The following is a 22,209-nucleotide window of genomic DNA, read 5'->3' on the forward strand; positions in this document are numbered from 1 at the left end:
AACTTTTAATAATGAAGCTTATTTCGCTAACTTCATTAATAAAGTGTTTAAGTTTTGCACAAACGTTGAAGGGTCTTTTAAACTACCCTGTTCAGACAATGCCGCTTGGTCAAACAATACACCAACCCATTGCTTAAACAAATCTTCGTCTTGCGTTTCTGCTAAGGTTTTAACCAAAGCATGTTCTGGGTTAAGTTCGAATAGGTACTTAACGTCAGGCACAGGCTGACCTGCAGCTTGCATCAACTTCATCATCTGTGTAGTCATGCCGTTGTCATCAGCAACAATGCACGCCGGAGAATCAGTTAGACGGTGGGTAAACTTAACGTCTACGACTTTATCGCCAAGGGCTGCTTTAGCACGCTCAACAATACCTTCTACTTCTTTTTCTGCTTCTTCTTGGGCTTTCTTAGTATCTTCATCTTCAAGGTCGCCTAAATCTAAGTTTGCTTTCGCAATAGATTCAAACGGCTTTTCGTTGAAATCACTTAGATGCGACATTAACCATTCGTCAATGCGCTCACCCATTAGCAATACCTCAATGCCTTTCTTACGGAAGATTTCTAGGTGCGGGCTAGATTTAGCAGCTTGTAGGCTGTCTGCCGTTACGTAGTAAATCTTATCTTGGCCTTCTTTCATGCGCTCAATGTAGTCTGCCAACGAAACGGTTTGTGCATCAGAGTTACCGTTGGTTGATGAGAAGCGAAGTAAACCAGCAATTTTTTCACGATTGTTATGGTCTTCAGAAGGACCTTCTTTCAGCACGTTACCAAATTCGTTCCAGAATGACTGGTACTTATCGGCGTCGTTCTTGGCCATTTTCTCAAGCATTTGAAGTACGCGTTTAGTACAACCTTGACGCAATGCTTGGGTTACCTTGTTGTCTTGTAGAATTTCACGAGACACATTAAGTGGCAAGTCGTTGCTGTCTAGAAGACCTTTAACGAAGCGCAAGTAATTAGGCATAAACTGCTCGGCGTCATCCATGATGAAAACGCGCTGAACATACAGTTTTAAACCGTGCGCTTGGTCGCGGTTCCACATATCAAACGGGGCTTTAGAAGGAATGTACAACAAACTTGTATATTCTGTCTTACCTTCAACTTTGTTATGCGCCCATGCAAATGGGTCGGCAAAATCGTGAGAAATGTGCTTATAGAATTCTTTATATTCTTCATCAGAAATGTCTGACTTTTCACGCGTCCACAAAGCAGTAGCTTTATTGACAAGTTCCCACTCACCTGGCTGTGCTGGGGTCTTCTCGCCATCAGGGCCTTCGCTTTCAGGCACTTCTTCTTTCCACATTTTAACCGGAATACTAATGTGGTCTGAGTATTTGCTAACAATTGAACGTAAACGCCAATCATCAGCGAATTCTTTTTCGTCTTCACGAAGGTGCAATACAATTTCAGTACCGCGAGTTGGTTTGTTGATTTCTGCTAAGGTGAATTCACCCTCGCCTTCAGAAATCCACTCAACGCCTTGTGAAGCATCTGCGCCAGCGGCACGAGTGCGAACAGTCACTTTGTCAGCAACGATAAATGCTGAGTAAAAGCCAACACCGAACTGACCAATCAGTTGTGAGTCTTTTGCATTGTCGCCAGAAAGCTTACTGAAGAAATCTTTTGTACCCGACTTTGCGATAGTACCTAAGTTGGCTATCACTTCATCGCGGTTCATACCAATGCCGTTATCAGCAATAGTTACCGTGCCCGCTTCTTTATCTACACTAATTTTTACGTTTAGGTCGCCATCATTTTCATAAAGGCTGTCGTTTTCTAGTGCGCGGAAACGTAGCTTGTCTGCTGCATCGGCAGCGTTAGATACAAGCTCACGTAGGAAGATTTCTTTATTTGAATACAAAGAATGAATCATCAGATGTAGAAGTTGTTTTACTTCCGTCTGAAAACCGTGGGTTTCTTTATGGGCTGTTTCAGCCATAATCCAATATCTCCTCGTTGAATGGATCACGTTACTTTCAAACAGGTAAGGTCGAACTCGCAGTTTTCAACAGCAAAGCGAAAAAATATTATTGGGGAAGCGCCGCAATTTAGAGTTTGCGGCGACCAGAAAAGGCGTGAGTAAGGGTATTACCATCTATATATTCAAGCTCGCCACCAACGGGCACACCGTGAGCAATACGAGACGCTTCAACATTATGTGCCGCGCAAAGCTGGGCTATGTAATGCGCAGTGGCTTCACCTTCCACCGTGGGGTTGGTGGCAAGGATCACTTCGTTAATGCCACCTGCACTAAAACGGGTTTCTAATTCATTGAGGCCAATTTCTTCAGGCCCTACTCCGTCGATAGGCGACAAATGCCCCATCAATACAAAGTACTGGCCTTTATAACTAAGCGTTTGTTCGATTGCCAAAACATCTTGCGGGCTTTCAACAATGCATAATAAGCCACTGGCTTCGCGCTCTGGATGACGGCAAATCTCGCACAGCTCATCTTCTGTAAACGTTCTGCAGCGCTGACAGTGGTGAATATGCTCCATGGCGTTGTGCAGCACATTACTTAAATCTATTGCCCCTTTGCGATTACGTTCCAAAAGATGAAACGCCATTCGCTGGGCACTCTTATTACCTACCCCAGGAAGGCAAGTTAACGCTTGAATTAATTCATTCAGTAACGGGCTAAACTTCATACAAACTACTTATCATGTTAAATCGGTTACGAAACAACTACGCATTTTACTCACTAAAAGTGCTTGTTGCACACTCTCAATAAAAGTTTGCTATAGGCTAGTTTGGCTCAATTATTTTTTCTTTTGGCTTTGCTGCCTTTCGAATCAATTTTTTATGCACTTCATCGAGTTTAATCACATACGCATTTCCGCCGAAAATACCTTTAAATTTCTCGTCGGTAAATATAATGGTGTTGTCGTCTTTAAAAGTGACCGCCTCTTTTTGCGTAATCAACCCTAAATCAATGCGGTAAACATCGCCGGAGAAGAACTTATCCCCTTTGAAGTTTTCGAATAACCAAATACTAGTGGAATCCAATAGCGCTAGCTTAGTTCTGTCGGGGCTTAATGCCGCCGACGTTATCCAGCACAGTTTCTCCATGGTAGTACAGGTTTTAAAAGAGTCGATTAATTCGGCATCAAAGTTAGCCGCATGATCACCCACTTTATATACGTTGGTAATACCATCAAAGGGCTCAGTTCTATTTTTGGTGAATAAATAAAGGTGGCGTCCTAGTGCAACAAAGGCTTCTAAATCGAAGTTACGATCATTCGGTTTAACCGGTGTTTTCCCGTCCATTTCAGGGTAGGTAAACTTAATAATTTCGGCGTTCGTCGACTCGGTTTTAATATCGATAGGGTTTTCTATCTTGTAAATAGTCAGCCATTTTCTGTCGTTATCATTATTACCAAAATCGCCTAGGAAAAAGTGTCCGAAGTCGTTTTGGGTAATATCTTCCCAATCAATGTTTTTAGCATTGGCTACCATGACTTCTTTGGTAATGTCGCCGTTATCATCTAAACGATATAATTTGGGATCATCCCCACTGTCGTTAATAGCCCAAAGAAACCCTTTTTTATCGTATTCGATACCAGAAATTTCATTCAACTTAGGGTCTACGGATAACTGTTTTTTGCTATATAGCCTGTGAGTTGAAATGCCAAATAAGGTAATGGCTACAACAGCGACTACTGTCACCGACAGGATAATACTTTTTTTCAGCATGAAAATGTTGATATTTCTGAAGATTAAGATGGAACGTATTATTACTGATGGTCTACCATAACTAAAGCGTTTTATGCCGAACTTACTGACCAATCAGTTGAAGCAAACCAATCCGAAATTATAGGTAAAGCCTTCGTTTAATAAAAAGCTGAAACTAGCTATGTAAAGACTCCACATACACAGCGCTAACGTGCTATCAATAAAATAGAACCCACTAAAATACATAGACTTAGTTAACATAAACTTCATTTTCAACCATTTATAGATAGATATAAATTTAAGTGATAGAAATAACACACTTTCCAAACAGCCCTAAACCGTCAATAATTTTTACACAGAAAGATTAGAAATTAAAAATAACCAATAAATTCAATAAATTAAAAACTGGCCAATTTCTTGCTGGGGCATTTTCGAACTTCATAAATTGATCATTCAAAAAAATAAAAATTTTAGAACATCAGGGATGTAGTAAATGCCTACCTTTAAAAAAATCATAAAAATTAGTACTTTCTCGTTTAGCCTTTTATTTTCTGCTCAATATGCCAATGCAATTGTTATTGAAAGCAGTGACTCAGCCGAAATTTTAACCGATGCGCTATTTATTAATAATTCAGGCTTAACAATTACCGAGCAATCGCTGTCGGGCCAATTTGGTCAAGCTGGCTTTTATACTAATAACTCAGTAACCTACGGTCTTCCAAGTGCTGGCGGTATTGTCTTTAGTACAGGTCAAGTAAGCGATTATGTCGATGGGCCGAATGAATATATCGATAATGGTTCTGAAGTAGTCGAAATCCCTCTTCCCTCGGCCAATGACGGCAACTTGGCAGAAGCAGAGTTTTCTAACAACCCTGTAGAGATTTTTGAGCAAAGTGAAACGAATGAAGGTGGAAATGAGCAGCCTGGGCTAGAAGGCGGAAATGAGCAGCCAGGGCCAGAAGATGGTGGCGGCGAGGAATATGTACCTCAAAACCCAGCCTCAGCGGCACAAAACACAATTTTAACCCCAATTACCGGGCAAGCTGAACATTTCGATGCTGTGCAATTAGATATTACTTTTGATGTATCTGATGATGTGAGTACTGTGTCATTTATTGCGGCCTTCGGCTCAGAAGAATTTCCAGGCTATGTTGATAGTGAATATACCGACGGCTTTGCCCTATTATTTAACGGTGCTAATGTAGCTTTTGCACCTGTGGCTGAGCTTGCCGTAGACGGTGTATTTGCCCCTATCTCAATCGACCACCCTGACTTCGAGGCCATTGAAGGCACAGAATTGAACGGTTTATTAGCACCAAATGGCATTCCGCTTTTACAATTCGATATTCCCGTAGAGCCAGGCAGTACTGGAAATACGTTTACTATGTTGCTAGCTGATGCATCAGACGATGCATTAGACACAACAGTATATTTAAGCAGCTTTGGTAATTTTGCCGTAGAAAATGGTGAGTCGGAATTTACACCGTTAATGCCGGATGAAGATGTTGAAGTAGGTGAAGAGAGCGAATTTGTATTCACGCTACCGGAGGTTGATGCAGGCGAAACCATTTGGTTCGATCCAGATGTATCGACCGGCTACACGTACACCGCTGGGAACAGTGGTCAATTTGCCAGTGTTACCGCACCGACTTTACTCAGCGTAAATGATGACGATGGGTACCTAATCACCTTTAGCAATTCGTTAGGAGATGAGTACACAGAAGCTTTAATGGCGGGACAAACCTTCGACTTCCCTTTTCCTGTCTCAACGTTCACCCTGACAGGTATTAATGAAGACCTTATGTTAGACCCTACAGATCCAACAGCATTCGTTACCGGTGTTTCTTTTGCTGACCCAGGTTCGTATACAATAACCCAAGCTGCTATTGTGACATCTACCACCAGCGTGCCAGCACCTTCAACGATTGCAATATTCTTACTTTCACTTGTTGGCATTTCGCTAGTTCGCAAACGCAAGTAAACGTAAAAGTAATGGAGAGGGGGTGCTAAACCCGCCCCCGTATTTAGTAAAGATGAAGAAGTATGTCGTAACCTTAGTAGTTATTTTATTCTCATTTTGTGCCGTAGCGGCAGATGAAGAAGGCGCGTTCAACACAAAAGGGGCAGCGAAACGCAGCTGCTCTGAATTTGCAAGTACGTATTCTGAGCAAGGTTCAAAAACATATTTATACGGCGGCTGGCTAGAAGGTTACATCACGGCGTTCAATGCGTTGCAGCAAAAAACGTTTGATATAACGCCATGGCAGACTACTGAACTGATGTTATTGATGCTAAATAAGCATTGCACCGATAATCCAGATCAAAAATTTCTAGATGCCACTAATATTATGCTGCAAGCGTTTTTGCCAACACGCATGTCTACACGTTCCGATATTATCGAGATGTCGATTAACGACAGTACTATTTATATTTATCAAACGGTGCTTGATATGACTGTTGAGGCGTTAGAATCAAGTGGGTATAACATTGATACCGAATCGTCTGACATCGCTTTTAACAAGTCATACGTGGAGGCTATTACCCAATATCAACGGGCAAAAGGTATTGCAGTTACAGGCTTCCCCGACCAGCAAACGCTAGTAAATTTGCTGTTGATAAAGCCCCAAATAAAACGCTAATTAGTTTGGTTGTATTGCAGAAATGCTTTACAACCACTTTCCTTATTAAGCGAAGTACTCTGCTCCCCCCTCTATTTCGCTTCAATTAATACCCATCTTCCACTTTTAATCTAAAAAAACTGCAAATTTTTTTAACTACAAATCTGAGACTTAAACTTTAACAAGACTTAAAACTCAATTTAACAGAATAACGCAGTGTACAAATTTTAACCAATAGTGTTTAATTCTAGGCCGCTAGACAGGGAGGGCTGGCAGTTGTTGTTCAATGATGTATCCCCGTCATCAGTTAGCTACAACTGGAGTAGTGAATAACCACTACTATTCAACGAAAAGGAATACTTCAATGAATGAAACTCAAAATCAACGTTCAAAAGACTCACTAGACTACCGTATTCGTATCGCTTCGCTAAATAGGCATCAGTCCATCCATTCTCAAGTGATGCATATAAATAATGGCGATGAAAAGTCGAGTATCAACTACGCCATGAGCTTTACCAAAGGATTAGAACACAATCCCGAAACTGGCCTTGTTCAAAATGCAGAAACCTGTGAGGCATTAATAGATGCAATTAATGGAGGGGAAATATCGCCTTTCCACGCGATAGATGTACCTACAGCCGAGGGCAAACGCCGGCTTTGGGAAGCGCCAACTGCGGGCTTTGTATTTGATGTTCAAGGCCCTGATGCACAAGAAGTGACAATGGCGCCACCGCCAGGGCTTGGCTCAAGTGAGCTAACCTTTGAAATGGCCGAAGTTTATGAACTAGCGGTTTTACGAGACACCGCTCTCAATAAGTTCAGCGAATTGTCAGATGAGATTGCAGGCCCATGCGAAAGACTAAATAAGCTAAGTTATGCAATGCGCGGCTTCTGTGGACGCCCCAGACTCACTGCAAAAAACGCCTGTGGTGACAAAGTGCTTACGCCCGGAACAGTTTTCAGGGGGTCCTCGCCAGGCGTAGGTATCGGTCCCTACCTCTCTTGCTTCATGTTGATGGGGGGAGGGAATACCAAAAGTAGTGTTGAATCCGGCCTTATTAATTACGGCGCGCAAACCATCAATCAAAAAGTACCAAAAGCAAGTGATAAGAATTTCATGTTGGAATTTGACGAGTGGGTAGCGGTTCAAAACGGTTACAGCCGGAATAACACTCCAAAGACAGGAACGGGGAACTATGAAGAAAACAGTGGAGAGTTAAAACTCACTTTTATTAAAACCCCAAGAGATTTAGCGACATACGTTCATTTCGACGCCCTCTATCAAGCCTATTTAAATGCCTGCCTAATACTACTAAGCCAAAAAGAGAGCCAAGACTTTGCTCCTTTTGATAGTAACTTCGTAAACCTTTCTGGGGAATTTCCTAACTCGCGAGCGGGAGGTTTTGCTTTGTTTGGTGGGCCACATATTCTATCGTTGGTAACAGAAGTGGCAACTCGAGCGCTGAAAGCGGTCAGGTATCAAAAATTTCAAGTGCATAGACGCCTGCGCCCTGAAGTGCTAGCAGCAAGAATAGCCAAATCTGACAATGATGCGTTCAAAGCTGCTGTGGGAGGCGCGGCCAGTACAAATTTCGAGAACATGAAAGCCGATTTATCGGACACATTGGCTAAGATCAATGAACTTTTTCACACGGAAGATTTACTACCGATGGCCTTTGCTGAAGGGTCCCCCATGCACCCTTCTTACGGTGCAGGGCACTCAACTGTTGCAGGAGCGTGCGTGACCGTACTTAAAGCATTTTTCGATACTAATGCGCAGTTAGCCCGAAAAGGAGAATCTGTTTGCTTCGTAAAACCAGAAATTGCTGAACGGGATAATTGGCAACCCGTTAAGATTGTAGCAACTGACAACGACGATACCTTAACTATTGAAGATTCTGATGAAGTGATTACCTTAGAAGCTGAGCTTAACAAACTCGCCGCTAATATATCGATTGGAAGAAATATGGGTGGAGTGCATTTTTTCAGTGACTACTACGATAGTTTGAGAATGGGCGAAGAAATTGCGTTGGGAATACTTAAAGACCAAGCTGAAAGTTACCCTTACGATGCATTTACCTTATCGGTTAAAACGTTTGATGGCGATGAGAAATTAATTACACGCTCTTAAACAGTTGAGACATGTATAAGCAAACATGAAAGGCGTTTTTGATTTACTGTTTCGTTTTATAGCGATGGCGAAAACGAAGTTGCAATAACTATATATTCGAATACTTGGCATTAACCTTATACGTAAATCACTGTCTAATCACACCAGTGGTAATACGGACGCCCTTAGTATTATTTGAATACTGACGAACAAAAAGCCCCGGTTTCACCGGGGCTTTTTGTTACAACGTAATGCTTAACTTACGGTAAGCGTTACTAAAACATTCACATTAAAACGGCATTTTGAAGCCTGGTGGAAGTGACATTCCGCCAGTAACGTCACCCATTTTTTCTTTACTGGTTTCTTGAACGCGGCGAACGGCATCGTTAAATGCAGCGGCAACCAAGTCTTCAATCATGTCTTTATCGTCTTCCATTAACGTGTCGTCAATGTCTACGCGGCGAACGTTATGATTACATGTCATGGTTACCTTAACCATGCCTGCACCGGCTTCACCTGTGACTTCCAGCTTTGCCAAATCGTCTTGCACTTTCTGCATACGATCTTGCATTTGCTGAGCCTGCTTCATCATGTTGCCCATTCCACCTTTAAACATATTCTTTTCTCACTTTGTCTTAGTGTTAGTTAATATTGCTATCGCGCTTTAACCGAGTCGGTCACTATTGATGCGTCGAACGCTGATAACAACGCTTGTATTGTTTCGTCGGTATGTACTACCGATTGTGCATGCGCTTGGCGCATAGCAATAATGTCTTGTTGCAACGCATAGGGCGTTTGTTTTGGCGAGCCAAGGGTGATGGTAATATTCTCCCCTTCGCCAAAACTATGATGCAATACATCAAGCAACTGTTGTTTTGCACTGTCTTTTAGTAGATGCGCCTGACTGTTATCAATTTCAAGCGTTATACCCTGATCATTTCGCAAAAAAGAGGCATGAAGCACCAATTGTTTAAGCAAACCTGCAATAGGCATTTGCTCTACGTCATTGCTCCACTTATCAATTTGGCTCGCATGAACAAGCTTACTACCATCATCCAAATACGCAGCTAGCTTACCTTGATACTGACTTTTGAACTGATTTACTGGCTCAGCACTAAATTCATTACGGGTATCGCTTGGCTCTGATTCTAAAGGCTGAGGTTCTAAAGGCTCTGATTCTAAAGTCTGAGGCTCATTACGAGCTGTTTCGCTATTGCCGCCATACTGCGCCGCGTCAGGCATTGGTGAATCAAAGTGGGTATCTTGCTCGTTGGCAGTAAACGGCTCGTCATTATGCTGCATACCAGTATCCCACGGGGGCATATCGGTTTGGTTTTGCATGCTAGCGTTAGAAGTCGTGTTAGAGCCAACATCTAAATTTGCATTAAAAGTATCAGAGCTTGATGGCGCAGTTGCCGGTGCAGTAGTTGATTCTTGTTGAGCACTGATGTCGTCAGCCGTGCCTTTAGATTGCCTATCATCTCGGCCTTCACTAGAAGGGTCAAGAGAGCTTTGGCTTGAAGCCTTACTCATTCTATCTACAAAGCTAGTAGTTTCGTTCGTCGCTTCAGGCTTTTTCGCCGCTTGTTCTGCGCTTTCATCACGTTTTTGCTTTAATCGCTGTCGTAGCGCGAGCATATCAGCAGTGGATGTTAGCTGTGCCTCTGGTGTGGGTGTAGCGGCTGGCACAGAATCAACAGCTTGCTGCGAAGCAAAATGTGTAGATTGCGTGTCAGGGCCTTCATCAGATAGCGGTGTATTTGTCCGCTGAGCATCGGCGAAATCAGGCGGCATAAATGACGACTCATCATCATCGTAAGGCGGTGGCATATCGTCCATGTATGCATCTGCTGGCGGCATATCATTAAACGGGGCCGAATCTGAAGGAGTATGCTCTGACGCCAAACTTCTGACTGGCTTGCCATACTCACCTGCAGGTTGATTGCTACCCGTAGGCTGATCGTTGCCTGTAAAATGATCACTACCTGTAGAATGATCACTACCTGTAGGCTGATTATTTATTACAGACTGATTGGCATCTGACGGCTGGCCATCTTTTGAATACGCTACCGGCTGGGAAGGCTTTACCTGTTGCGAAGGCTCTGCCTGTTCAAAAGACGCTACCTGTTGCGAAGCGGCTTCGCCATACGACTCTTTTTCATGAGCCGAGGCTCCTGGTTCAGGGGGGGTATTCTGTGAAGTGGCTAAATCTGCTATGTCAGAAGAAGATGAAATCTCGTGAGTTCGTGCGCGGTCGGTTTCATCAGTAGCAGTTTCTGCATCTTGAACATTTGCACTGTGAGCATCTTGTTCATTGCTGAAAGCCTCTTCACCGGCTGACGATGACCCAGCGTCTGTGCTTTTAGCACTAAGAGAGTTAGCGGTAGAAGTCGTGCTTTGCGCGTCTTGCTCAGAAATTAGTGTTTTTTTTTCCGCCGATGCAATAGGCAACGAACTATCAACCGTTCCGCTGGCTATCTCAGATGGCGCATCAGCTAAAGGCGTACTAGGTGCAAATGTCATCATACGCATTAACGTCATTTCTAATGCGCTCCTGCCGTCTGATGAGAATGGTAAGTCCTTCCTTCCTTGCAGCGCAATTTGATACAACAACTGCACTTGTTCAGCAGAAATTGATTTAGCAAGTTGGTAAATAGCTTTGGCTGAAGTTGTTTCTAATTTACAGGCTTCAGGCACCCATTGGGTTAACGCTATTTGATGTAGCGTACTGCCTAATTCGGCAAGCACATGATCGTAATCTGGTGCTTGTTCCGACATATCCTGAACCAATTGCATAACATCGGCTGGCGTTTTACTCACCACCGCATGCAATAACTTCACAAGCTGATTTTTATCCATCAAGCCTAGCATGTCGGTAACGACTGAGGCGTTAACCGCATTACCACCTTGTGCAATAGCTTGGTCGGTTAAGCTTAAGGCATCACGCATACTCCCCTGTGCAGCGCGGGCTAACAACGCTAGCGCTTGCGGCTCAAAGGGTAAGGTTTCTTGCTCTAGAATATGATTAAGCTGCCCAACTATTTGCTCTCGCGACAATGCTTTTAAATTGAACTGCAAGCAACGAGATAAAATAGTAATAGGAAGCTTTTGTGGATCGGTCGTGGCCAGTAAAAACTTAACGTGAGGTGGTGGCTCTTCTAACGTTTTTAACAACGCATTAAAGCTATGCTTAGACAGCATGTGTACTTCATCAATAAGATACACTTTATACCGGCCGCGGGTAGGCTTGTATTGTACGTTATCAAGTAGCTCTCGGGTATCTTCTACCTTTGTGCGTGATGCCGCATCAATTTCAAGCAAATCAACATAATTACCCTGCTCTATTTCTTTACAGGTATTACATTGACCACAAGGGTTAGACCCCTGCCCTTCTTCGCAGTTTAAACTCTTGGAAAATATACGAGCAATGGTGGTTTTACCTACCCCTCGCGTACCGGTAAATAGGTACGCGTGGTGCAAGCGGTCGTTATCTAACGCATTCGAAATAGCTGAAACAACATGTTCCTGCCCTACGAGTTCACTAAACTTACCCGGGCGCCATTTACGTGCTAATACCTGATAACTCATTGCTTGTATTTTTATCCTTATTCGCCGTCGAACTCACAAAGCGTGAAGCTTTTGATACCCATCGCGGTTAGCTTTTCACGACCACCTAGTTCAGGTAAGCCGATAACAAAGCCAGCATGCTCAATGGTGCCGCCTAATGTTCGGATTAGCTTTGCTGATGCTTCGATGGTACCGCCAGTTGCTAACAAGTCGTCGATAAGTAAAACTTTATCGCCAGGCTGGATAGCATCTTTGTGGATTTCCAACGTATCAGTACCGTATTCAAGGTCGTAGGTTTCACTCACCACTTCACGGGGTAATTTGTTGGGTTTTCTTACTGGAACAAAACCAATGCCCATCTCGATGGCCAATGGTGCGCCGAATAAAAATCCGCGCGCTTCGGTTCCTGCTACTTTGTTGAATCCCATATCTTGGAATTCTTCAAGCAACAATGCGATACAACTACTGAAAGCCTTATGGTCTTCTAGTACGCTAGTAACATCTCTAAATAAAATACCTGGCTTTGGATAGTCAGGAACGGTTTTAACAACTGATTTTATATACTGTGCAGTCACAATTATGCCTTGAATGTCTGCGTTATAACCAGAAGGTAAACCAGCCGCAGATGATATGCATCAGCGGAAACGCGAGTAAAGTTACGATAGAAGCTAGAAAGTACCACTTATTGTAGACTTCTTTGAAATCTGAATTGTCTGCCATATGCACTACCTAAACAATTTAACTAACAAAAAATGGTCGTAAATGTTAATCGAAAGCAGACCGGATTGACAGCGCTATTGTAGTCAATTGCCTACTTTCCCAACATTTAACAGCCAAAGCTATACACTCGCGTACAACTTTAGCCTTTCTGCACTTAAGTGCCAGTTAAAAACTGGTGATTTAGTGTTCAGCAAACTCCTCAACTAGGTAACAAAATACCTTTTTGCAGCATATCGCTTACTATTTGCTGCATACCTTGAAGCACAGTGTGTTCTGGTAGGTGGTTTAATTGCTTACAAAGCTGCTCGCCTAAGGCCTCTATTTCTATGCCTTGTTCGTGCTGTTCAATGGTATGCAATAAAACTGCAGTCAGCGGATTTAAATGCACAAATTCTACGTGCTGTTCTTCATTTCTATACACCACGTAGAACTGTTGCTCGGGTGCGGGGGTATCGGGAATATAGTCCATACCAATTAAGTGAACTGGGTATGCATATGAAGCAAGGGTTGCTAGCGGGGAAACGCTCACCTTTGTTACCTGTTCGCCAGCTTCAAAATACACCACCTTATGAGGAGTTTTTCGAATGCTGATATCTAATTCTAGCCATTCATAGTGGGCAAGTTCAGCGGCGAACTCAGGTAATTGAAATGCGAGTTCTGGGTTTGCTGACAAATACTCTACGAATTCTTTGCTAATGTCTGAAAAATACGGTGAACGGCTTTCGTGATGAATAAAAAAGGCGCGCACCAAATCATTCCAATTTTCTTCACTTACCAATGACTTTAACACCGGAAAACCTGTGCTTATAAAACCCATAATGTTATTAAAAAAAAGGGACTGATAAATATCCATGCGGCGTTTAATGTCAGCATTGTTTGTTTCAAACGAATCTGGATCTTTAATTGCGTTAACAAACTGTTGCTGGACGGTTTTAAAATTCTCGCTCATGCAGACTGCCCTGCAAAAACGGTTTGGTGATTTGCAATACTCTGGGCTTGTATCGCTTTAATACGCTGCACTTCTTTTACTAATACTTCCATCGCGGGAATATTAAAATCACGTTCTAATAATGTAGGGAATACGCCATGAGTTTCATAAGCGTGTTTTAGTAAATCCCATACGGGTTCAATAACATCAGCGCCATGGGTATCTACTTTTAAATCTGGGGCTTCATCGAAGTGCCCAGCAATATGACCATATACAATTTTATCGCTAGGTAAGCGGTTTATAAAATCGTAAGCATCATACTTGTGATTAATGCTATTTACATAAACGTTGTTTACATCAAGCAGTAACAAGCAACCTGACTCCGCTAGTACCGCATTGGTAAAATCTAGTTCAGACATTTCTTGCCCAGGCGCCAAATAATAAGACACATTTTCTAGCACCAATGGCCGCTCGATAATGTCTTGAACCTGCTTTATGCGGCCTACCACATGTTTAACTGCATCTTCTGTGAACGGTATTGGCATGAGATCGTACATATGCCCGTTACCAGAACAGTAACTTAAGTGCTCGCTATATAAATCGATATTGTGGGTGTCTAAAAAGTGCTTTACGGTTTTAACGAATTCGATATCAAGCTTGTCGCTACTACCGATAGAAAGGGACAAACCGTGTGTGGTAAAAGGCGCTTGTTGAATACTTTGGGCAAACTGGCGTTCGTATGTTCCCCCTAAAGGGATCCAGTTTTCGGGCGCAACTTCCCAAAAATCGACCTCACTAGGCAGTGTTGGTAACACTTCATCTAACATCTCGCGACGAAAACCTAAACCTGCACCTTGAATATGCTTCATTATTCCACCCCAATTTCACACTAAAAAGGCCATCGAATGACGGCCTTTTTATACTGTACTTGCCGTAGTGTTACATGCTACCGCATTTACCTTCACCACATTTTCCTTCTTTAGCTTTTTCCATTTTACCTTCAGCCATGCTAGCTGCTTTATCGCCGCCGCACTTGCCTTCACCACATTTACCTTCGGTTGCTTTCGCCGCTTTGTCGCCACCACACTTACCTTCGCCGCACTTACCTTCAACTGCTTTGCCATCTGCAGATTTGGCAGCTTTATCACCACCGCACTTGCCTTCACCGCATTTACCTTCAGCAGCGAATTGGCTATAGCCAGATTCTAATGACTGCATTGAAAATGGGTTAACTTCAGCCATAGCAACCGTAGATGCTAACGAGCCAATAACAACCGCACCGAGTGCCGTAGCAACAGAAGATTTTTTAATTTGTTTCATTTTGTCTACCCTCAAAAGTATAAGTCTGGTTTTAACGTGCGGTAAGCACGTGTAGTAGTATAGACCTAGGGGGTGAGGATCAAATTTCACTTTTTGTTAATATTTTTTATATTATTAAAATTTAAAGGTATTTTTAGTTAACTTTTATAGTTCCAATGTAGTGCTAACTCAGCGTAACTCGTTTACCTTACAACTAAAGTAGGTTAGGTTTGTTCTGATTGGTTTCTTTTGAGCAAATTGAATACATGTTGAAGCAATTTTATTTGGGCGACTGGCAAGTAGAGCCAGCCTCAAACACCCTTATATTAGGTAAAACGAAGCGCACCGTTGAACCCAAAGCAATGGACGTTCTATTGCTATTGTGTCAGCAAGCGGGTGAAGTGGTTAGCGCCGACGACATTATTACCCAGTGCTGGCCAGACGCGCCCGTTGGCGATAACCCTATTCATAAAACCATAACCCAATTACGTAAAGCATTAGGTGATAAAGCCAGTGCCCCTTCTTTTATAGAAACCATACGTAAACGAGGTTATCGGGTTATTGCCGATGTTCAGTTTTTAGAAGATGAACAAACACGTGCCGCCGAAACCGATTGGCAGGGTCAATCTCCGTTCCCTGGTTTAACCGCGTTTACGCAACAAGAAAGCCAAGTGTATTACGGTAGAAATGCGGCAGTAAAAAATTTACTGGCTAGGCTTTCGGATCAATTTACCAAAAAACGCCCTTTTACCCTTATTATCGGCCCTAGCGGTTCAGGTAAAAGCTCGTTAGTGCACGCAGGTTTATTACCTAGGTTATTAAACAACAAGGGCGCCAATGGTGTTCATGCCATCGATTACGCCAGTATTGATATTGCAGATATTCAGACGGCACAGATTGTGGAAGAACTTGCCGCCTGTATGTTAGATTGGGATATCAACGATGCCCCGTTGTTTGAAGGGGAAAGTGCCGATTCATTAGCGGCAAAACTGAAACGCGACCCTAAGCCGGTTATTCATTTAGCGAAAACTAAACTTACAACTGCAAGCCAGTACAATAACGTCGCTTTCCCTTGCTATGTAATAGTACTCGATCGCCTTGAAGCCTATTTGGCCACTAACCATGTTGATAGTACCCAAAAGGAAGCGGTGTTTACGCTGCTTGAAGCATTAGCAGAAAGTGGCTTCATTTTAATGCTTTTAGTATGTCGGAATGATTTTTACCATCACTTAGCTGCCTACCCCACCCTAATGAAAAATAAAGAGCGTGGAGCACATTTCGACCTTACGCCCCCTTCGGCCAGTGAATTAAGCCAAATGATACGCCTTCCAGCTATTGCCGCAGGGCTAGAGTGGGAAGAAGATAACCATACCGATGTTACGTTAGACGACATTATACTTACCGATGCCGCGGCAGAACCCAACTGTCTTCCATTATTACAATACACCTTACAAGAACTGTACTTGCAGCGAACAGCCAACTTGCTGCAAGTTAGTACCTACAAACAGTTGGGCGGTATAGAAGGCGCAATTGGCCACAAAGCTGAACAGCTTTACCAACAGATGCCGGTGTTAGTGAAAACTGCACTCGACCGCGTGCTTCCTCTAATTGTAACGCTTACCCAAGATGGCAGTAACTTAACCAGCCGCACCGCATTGTGGAGTGAGCTTAGTAACGATAACGAGAAAAACTTTGTCGAGCTAATGGTAGAGCATCGGTTATTTGTATCGCACCTTTATCAAGACAAAGCCTGCTTTAAAGTGGCGCATGAAGCCGTCCTTAGGCGCTGGCAGCGAGTACAAGGTTGGATTCAACAACACCAAAGCGCGCTGGTAAGCAAAGGCAGATTAGAACAACAAACCAAACAATGGCTGCAAGATAACAAAAGTAAGGCGTTTTTACTTACACAAGGTAAGCCCTTAACTGATGCTTTGGCGTTAAAAGCCGACACTAGCTTAACACTGACGAATGACGAATTAGCGCTCATTCGGGCGTCACAGAAAACGGTGCAACGCAAACGGGTTATTCGCGGGGTTACCTTTGCAGCCCTTGCTTGTTTAACCGTAGTTTCATTTGGTGCCATGCTACAAAGTCAGCAATCGCAACAACTGGCCGAAAGGAAGCGATTAGAAGCTGAAAATTTAATGGGCTATATGATAGGTGACTTTGCCAATAAACTACGTAGCGTAAAACGTATGGACTTATTGGAAGGTATCAGCGAACAAGCACTGAGTTATGTTGAACAAGCTCAGCAAACGAGTGAATATGGATTTTTTACCATTAGCCCGCCAAAAGCGAGTTTCGAATTGCGTTTTCAACATGCGCTTTCACTGCAAGCTATGGCAGAAGTACGATTTTATAGAGACGATGTAGCCACCGCGAAAGAAGCTTACGAAGAAGCCGATGTACATATAAAGGCGCTGTTGAGCGATGCACCCAATCACTTCGAGCTACTTAAAGCCGCGGGTGCAAACGCATTTTGGTTGGGCCACATCGCTTATAACGATGGCTTGATGGACATAGCCAGAACGGCATTCGAGCGTTACTTAGCTTATAGCGAACGTATGCTATCAATAGCCCCAGACAATACAGACGCTATGCTAGAAGTGGCCTACGCACAAAACTCTTTGGGCTCTCTTGAATATGAAAACTTCGAATTTAGTAAGTCGATTGAATACTTCAGTGCATCACTAAAGCTCAAACAATATATCGCTGAACAAAACCCTGATGATCTTGATGCTCAACTTTATGCTGCCGATACCCTGTCGTGGATAGCGTCGGCTACTGTTCATACTGGGGAATATGAAAAAGCTTATGGATTGTACGAGGATGCTGAACAAGCTTTTGAAGATATATATATACTTCATAGTTCTAATGCTGCCGCCATTGAACCTTATGTTGCAGTTCTTGTTCAAAAAGCGCTCTTAGCTAAAAAGTTAATGCTGAAAAAAAACTACGGCACAACACTAGAGAAAAGTTATATAATTGTAAAACAGGCGATCTCGCAAGATATTAACAACAGTGAATGGCAATTGGCTTTTTTTCGTATAGAAGCACTTTTACTAGTAAGTGATTCAAGTTTTAAAAGCTCTATTGATGCTCAGCAGGTATTAGCCAAGGTAATTGCATCTAATGCAGAATGGATACTTTTTCCCTTAATTGAATACTTTCAAATGAATTCGCACTGGGAAATTATTACTCAAATTCAAAAATATATACGCTCAATTACCCCAGAAATTATTGAGTCTTCATTAAAGTCCCGTGAGCCAAGCTTTACAGAATATAGTTTAAAAACAAAAAAAATATTATCTCAATTTATTAGAAGTGAAAACATTTTTACCGATGAGCGCAAAAGTTTACTTTGTCATGAGCTTCAACTTACCACATCGAAAATCGTCGAAAAATCTTATCACCCCGATGCAATTTTACCGCATTTTTTTGCGAGTCAATGTACTAACAATACTTCTAAAATAAATGGTACTTTGAAAGCTCACGCAAAAACTTTGACCAAACCTTTCTACTTTGATTATTTATAAAAGGAATAAAATATGTCTAATCCAACACCGATATTTCAGTTTATGGTTTCAGTATTTACGGACGAAACTCCACCTCGATATGCTATTTATGATACCTCAGGCAACCCTGCAACAGGTAATGTAACAGTAACTGAGTCCAGTAGCATGATAATGTATACTTTGAAGAAAGAGTCTAGCGATTTACAATTCGTGGGCCCAGTCATATCTGGTGATTTAGATAATGACTTGACTTACAGTATAACTGAAGATGGGCAAACCATTATCTTTGTAGATTCAGACTCAGCAACAGAAAGTATTTGCATGAAACTAGTTACAGCACCTAAGTCGAGCGTTTATACCAGTCAAGATCCACAAATCATTAATAAACAGAAAAATTAATTTTATAGAATTGGCGGCTGTTAGCTGCCAATTCTGGTTTAAAATGCGCTTTAATATCTGAGGACTTACTTAAGCCTCCCTGTTTTTATTCTATACACCAAACAATACTGATATAGTTTTTATGCGCTACTAAAAGTAGCGTATTTAATATTCAATTTTTGAAGGGAATAAAAATGAAGTCTATATATAAGAATAGTAAAATATTGCTTAAACCATTGTTTTTTTAGCGGTACTACTCTCTTTCTCAACGTTAGCACAAGAAGCCACATCAACAATAAATTCAACTGAAGCGACTAACACGGCCACCTTTACCTTACAGCTTTGGGCACCAGATGAAGTGCCGCCTTCCGATGCCAAACATGTGGAAATTGGTGAAGGCTACTACTATCGCTACACACCCGAAGCTATTGCATTTGATAGCAATACCAATCGTAAATTGAATATCGAATTTTCGCCCGCTTTAAATGACCGTTACGCCTTTCGTTGGGTTACCGCAACCAGCCCTGGTGATGTAACTTTAGAGGATAAAACCGATGCCAGCATTCACATTGGTGTTGATGACGGTGACGATGTTGCCGACGACATCTACATAGAAGTATGGGTACTTGATACCCAAACCGGCGAACGGTTCATGTGTGATCCACAAATTATAAATAGAAAACCAGTTTAAAAATTTAGGGCTTCGTGAGGAAGCCCCATTCTATTTCACAAAAAACAAATCTGATCTCTTCCCTGAGACTTAGCCTGATAAAGCAATGTATCAGCCGCGTTCAACAAACCTTCTTTTGAACTGTAGCGATTCTCCATTTGCGTTGCCACACCCATGCTTACTGTTAACTCTGATTCTTGCGATAACGCAAACTGCCTGGTACTTAATTGCGATATATGTCGCTTAATACGTATCGCTAATAATTGGGCGGTCTGTGCTGAACATCGGGGCAACACCAAGGCAAACTCCTCACCGCCATAGCGTGCGGCTAAGGTATCGCGATTAGGAAGGCTTAACGAAATAGTTTCCCCTATTCTCTTTAAGCATCTATCCCCCGCTATATGGCCATATTGGTCGTTGAAGTCTTTAAAGTGGTCGATATCAATAAATATAATACTTAGAGGTACATCGTCTTGCTCGCAAACATCCCACTGTTTATCAAGGTATTCGGCAAACCTATGGCGGTTAGCTAGCCCTGTTAAATAGTCGGTATTAGCTTTGTGTAATAGCGAACCATACTCTGCCTTGTGAAGCGTAAGGTCGCGGAGTATACAAAGATACAGTGTATTAGCCGATGAGAATGCTTCTGGTAACGTTGATATCGACATTTCAACACACACATGTGTTTGGTTGTCTTTGTCTGCTTGAAGGTTAACTTCCATAGGAGGGGCGGAAATTAAACCTCTTTGGCCTGCATCTAAGCTCTCAATAACATAAGTTTGAGACTTACCCGTATCATCTATAACTAGCTCAAGTAAATTATGTCCTAGCAATTTGTCTTTTTCTATTCCCAGTAATGAGGCGGATGTAGAGTTAAGCATTTCAATAGTGCCGTTAACATCTATAACGACAACTGCTTCATTGAGAAAATTAATCATGCGCGAAAGTGAAGAATCCTGGTAAAAGTTAAAAAGCTTTTCTGTGGGTTTTTTACTAATATTTTTACTAAGCATTGTTGAAAACATTCCTTATCCCCTAGCTTTGGGCTGTATTGATGGAACAAAGATTACGGAAAATTTTCGAATTAAACCTTCTGGTTACCTTACGAATTAACACACTGATTTAATTGCAAATTTCAGAGTCAGGAAGGTTAAATCTCGAACCAATTAAGAAGGGCATGAAGCTTTTAAGCGGGAATATCTGGGCTATGTAACACAGTGCATATATTTCACAGCTTGTGTCTTTTTAACACTTTATTTACCTATGTCGTTCAGGCAAATAAATAAAAGTGCATTTAAATCAATATATTAACGTTTGGCACAAAGTATGAATTATAAATCAGGAATGAAACAGTGTGATTTACTAAACAGGAATAAAGATATGTAGGAGTAGAAGCACGGAAATACCTTCGTGCCTTTTAGATTGTCGTCAATACCGTGAACGGTTTCGGCATTCACTTCTCATATTTAACCCAAAGCATTACACATGCAAAGAAGGAATTTATTATGAAAAAGCTAACGTTAGCAATGGTTATTGGCGCAGTAATGTCTACTTCCGCGTTCGCTGCCCATCATGAATCTAGAATAACCTCAGACTTTGAGGCACTAGATGCAAATGGCGACGGCATGCTTTCCAAGGAAGAGGTTAAGGGAAGTATTACTGAAGAGACTATGTCTAAAATAGACTCAGACAGTGATGATATGATTAACCACTCTGAGTTTACTGCCTACATAAAGTCTAAACCTGAAAGGTTTACTGACGAATTAGTGGTTAAAGAAAAAACAAACCACGATGGTAAAGCCGATAGCGCACACCATCCCATGGACAAGAAAGAGGCTATGGGCACAGATGGCGATGTAATTAGCGAAGCAAATAAAGAACTCCGCTCTGAAACGAAAACCAATGCAAACCATGATTCAATGAGCAAGACATCCGCTATGGCTAAACATGAATCCATGGGCGCAGACGGCGACGTAATTAGTGAACAAAATAGAGAAATGCGTTCTGAAATGAAAACTAGCGACACACAACACTCGATGAAACATGGTGAAGCCATCGACGAAACGGGTGCTGTGATCAGTGAAAAGAACAACACATTACGTACAGAAGTTACGGATGCTGCGAATATGCGATTCGATGAAGCCGATGCTAATAAAGATGGTGAACTATCTAAACGTGAAATTGAAAACGCAGGTATTAAAGGTGATTTCATGACCATGGATAAAGATGGCAACGAACTTATTACTCGTATGGAATACCGTAGATATTTTGAAGAAATTAAGACAATGGGCCAGTAATACTAAGCTTAATAGTCGCCTAGTTTAAGCCCCGCCCCTGCGGGGCTTTTTATTGCCTGTTCACTTTCTTACAAGCATAAAAAAAGGCTATCCGTTAGGATAGGCTTCGTTGTGAAGCAATCGTTGTGAAGCAATTTCTTCGAATGGGATTGCTTCACAACGAACTATGGCAGTGTGGAGGGCCACCCCGTGCTAACTCTGGCAACCATTTCATGGCTTGCACGTTGTCCCATGGGGCTGGGCCACACTGGCTGGGCCGGTCACCGGAACCCCGCACTATCCCCACGCCAGTTACTGGCCGCCGAGTCTCGGCATGCGCTAATACGTTTCACTTCAGAGTTCGGTGGCTCATATACCACTGGGTGCAGAATCATGATGCTTTTTTGGAATGAGCGCGCAAGGAGGACCTGCAGTACGCTCAGTTTTTTACTAC

The 22,209-nt window shown here is 42.3% G+C and carries 18 protein-coding genes; 8 read left to right on the forward strand and 10 right to left on the reverse strand.

The features are described from left to right. Nucleotides 1–18 precede the first annotated feature (18 nt). The 3 genes from htpG to AAC006_RS20160 form a co-directional block, all read right to left on the reverse strand. Entirely contained in the window at nt 19–1,941 is a 1,923-nt protein-coding gene (gene htpG / locus AAC006_RS20150) for a molecular chaperone HtpG (RefSeq protein WP_339892366.1), read from the reverse strand. A gap of 109 nt (nt 1,942–2,050) precedes the next feature. Beyond that, entirely contained in the window at nt 2,051–2,650 is a 600-nt protein-coding gene (gene recR, locus AAC006_RS20155) for a recombination mediator RecR (protein ID WP_013783407.1), read from the reverse strand. A gap of 97 nt (nt 2,651–2,747) precedes the next feature. Further along, complete coding sequence (locus AAC006_RS20160) at nt 2,748–3,695, reverse strand: hypothetical protein (protein WP_013783406.1); 948 nt, start codon at nt 3,693–3,695, stop codon at nt 2,748–2,750. Between the two features lie 472 nt (nt 3,696–4,167). Here AAC006_RS20160 and AAC006_RS20165 point away from each other — a divergent pair, with 472 nt between their 5' ends. From AAC006_RS20165 to AAC006_RS20175, 3 genes are all read left to right on the forward strand, one after another. Further along, the gene (locus AAC006_RS20165; RefSeq protein WP_208805808.1) at nt 4,168–5,655 is read left to right on the forward strand and encodes a choice-of-anchor L domain-containing protein; all 1,488 of its coding nucleotides are present in this window, start codon (nt 4,168–4,170) and stop codon (nt 5,653–5,655) included. Nucleotides 5,656–5,677: 22 nt separating this feature from the next. Continuing rightward, entirely contained in the window at nt 5,678–6,313 is a 636-nt protein-coding gene (locus AAC006_RS20170) for a peptidoglycan-binding domain-containing protein (protein ID WP_049791746.1), read from the forward strand. A gap of 343 nt (nt 6,314–6,656) precedes the next feature. Further along, the gene (locus tag AAC006_RS20175; RefSeq protein ID WP_013783403.1) at nt 6,657–8,423 is read left to right on the forward strand and encodes a vanadium-dependent haloperoxidase; all 1,767 of its coding nucleotides are present in this window, start codon (nt 6,657–6,659) and stop codon (nt 8,421–8,423) included. A 268-nt stretch (nt 8,424–8,691) separates the two neighbouring features. On the opposite strand, the gene AAC006_RS20180 is transcribed toward AAC006_RS20175, so the two are convergent. The 6 genes from AAC006_RS20180 to AAC006_RS20205 all read right to left on the reverse strand — a co-directional run bounded on the left by AAC006_RS20180 (nt 8,692) and on the right by AAC006_RS20205 (nt 14,937). Then, the gene (locus AAC006_RS20180; RefSeq protein WP_013783402.1) at nt 8,692–9,018 is read right to left on the reverse strand and encodes a YbaB/EbfC family nucleoid-associated protein; all 327 of its coding nucleotides are present in this window, start codon (nt 9,016–9,018) and stop codon (nt 8,692–8,694) included. 38 nt (nt 9,019–9,056) lie between these two features. Further along, the gene (dnaX, locus tag AAC006_RS20185; protein WP_208805810.1) at nt 9,057–11,990 is read right to left on the reverse strand and encodes a DNA polymerase III subunit gamma/tau; all 2,934 of its coding nucleotides are present in this window, start codon (nt 11,988–11,990) and stop codon (nt 9,057–9,059) included. Between the two features lie 17 nt (nt 11,991–12,007). Next, nucleotides 12,008–12,544, reverse strand: coding sequence for an adenine phosphoribosyltransferase (apt, locus tag AAC006_RS20190; RefSeq protein ID WP_013783400.1), 537 nt, complete (start codon nt 12,542–12,544; stop codon nt 12,008–12,010). Between the two features lie 344 nt (nt 12,545–12,888). Then, complete coding sequence (locus tag AAC006_RS20195; protein ID WP_013783399.1) at nt 12,889–13,638, reverse strand: putative DNA-binding domain-containing protein; 750 nt, start codon at nt 13,636–13,638, stop codon at nt 12,889–12,891. Further along, the gene (locus AAC006_RS20200; protein ID WP_013783398.1) at nt 13,635–14,486 is read right to left on the reverse strand and encodes a DUF692 domain-containing protein; all 852 of its coding nucleotides are present in this window, start codon (nt 14,484–14,486) and stop codon (nt 13,635–13,637) included. Before AAC006_RS20200 ends, AAC006_RS20195 begins: the two co-directional genes overlap by 4 nt. A gap of 70 nt (nt 14,487–14,556) precedes the next feature. Beyond that, nucleotides 14,557–14,937, reverse strand: a complete 381-nt coding sequence (locus tag AAC006_RS20205) for a hypothetical protein (RefSeq protein WP_208805811.1) — start codon at nt 14,935–14,937, stop codon at nt 14,557–14,559. A 245-nt stretch (nt 14,938–15,182) separates the two neighbouring features. On the opposite strand from AAC006_RS20205, the gene AAC006_RS20210 reads away from it, so the two are divergent. From AAC006_RS20210 to AAC006_RS20220, 3 genes are all read left to right on the forward strand, one after another. Continuing rightward, entirely contained in the window at nt 15,183–18,452 is a 3,270-nt protein-coding gene (locus AAC006_RS20210; protein ID WP_041452766.1) for a winged helix-turn-helix domain-containing protein, read from the forward strand. A gap of 12 nt (nt 18,453–18,464) precedes the next feature. Next, nucleotides 18,465–18,830, forward strand: a complete 366-nt coding sequence (locus AAC006_RS20215) for a DP-EP family protein (protein WP_013783395.1) — start codon at nt 18,465–18,467, stop codon at nt 18,828–18,830. A gap of 337 nt (nt 18,831–19,167) precedes the next feature. Then, nucleotides 19,168–19,500 carry a hypothetical protein gene (locus tag AAC006_RS20220; protein WP_013783393.1) on the forward strand — a complete coding sequence of 111 codons (333 nt, stop codon included), beginning with the start codon at nt 19,168–19,170 and terminating at the stop codon, nt 19,498–19,500. A gap of 35 nt (nt 19,501–19,535) precedes the next feature. Here AAC006_RS20220 and AAC006_RS20225 read toward each other — a convergent pair whose 3' ends face one another. Further along, complete coding sequence (locus AAC006_RS20225; protein ID WP_232363183.1) at nt 19,536–20,492, reverse strand: sensor domain-containing diguanylate cyclase; 957 nt, start codon at nt 20,490–20,492, stop codon at nt 19,536–19,538. A 492-nt stretch (nt 20,493–20,984) separates the two neighbouring features. Here AAC006_RS20225 and AAC006_RS20230 point away from each other — a divergent pair, with 492 nt between their 5' ends. Further along, nucleotides 20,985–21,776 carry an EF-hand domain-containing protein gene (locus AAC006_RS20230; RefSeq protein WP_013783391.1) on the forward strand — a complete coding sequence of 264 codons (792 nt, stop codon included), beginning with the start codon at nt 20,985–20,987 and terminating at the stop codon, nt 21,774–21,776. 189 nt (nt 21,777–21,965) lie between these two features. Then, the coding region (locus AAC006_RS20235; RefSeq protein ID WP_339892368.1) for a hypothetical protein at nt 21,966–22,209 on the forward strand (244 nt) is incomplete at its 3' end.

The sequence above is a fragment of the uncultured Alteromonas sp. genome (assembly GCF_963976965.1).
In the GTDB taxonomy this organism is placed as follows: domain Bacteria; phylum Pseudomonadota; class Gammaproteobacteria; order Enterobacterales; family Alteromonadaceae; genus Alteromonas; species Alteromonas naphthalenivorans.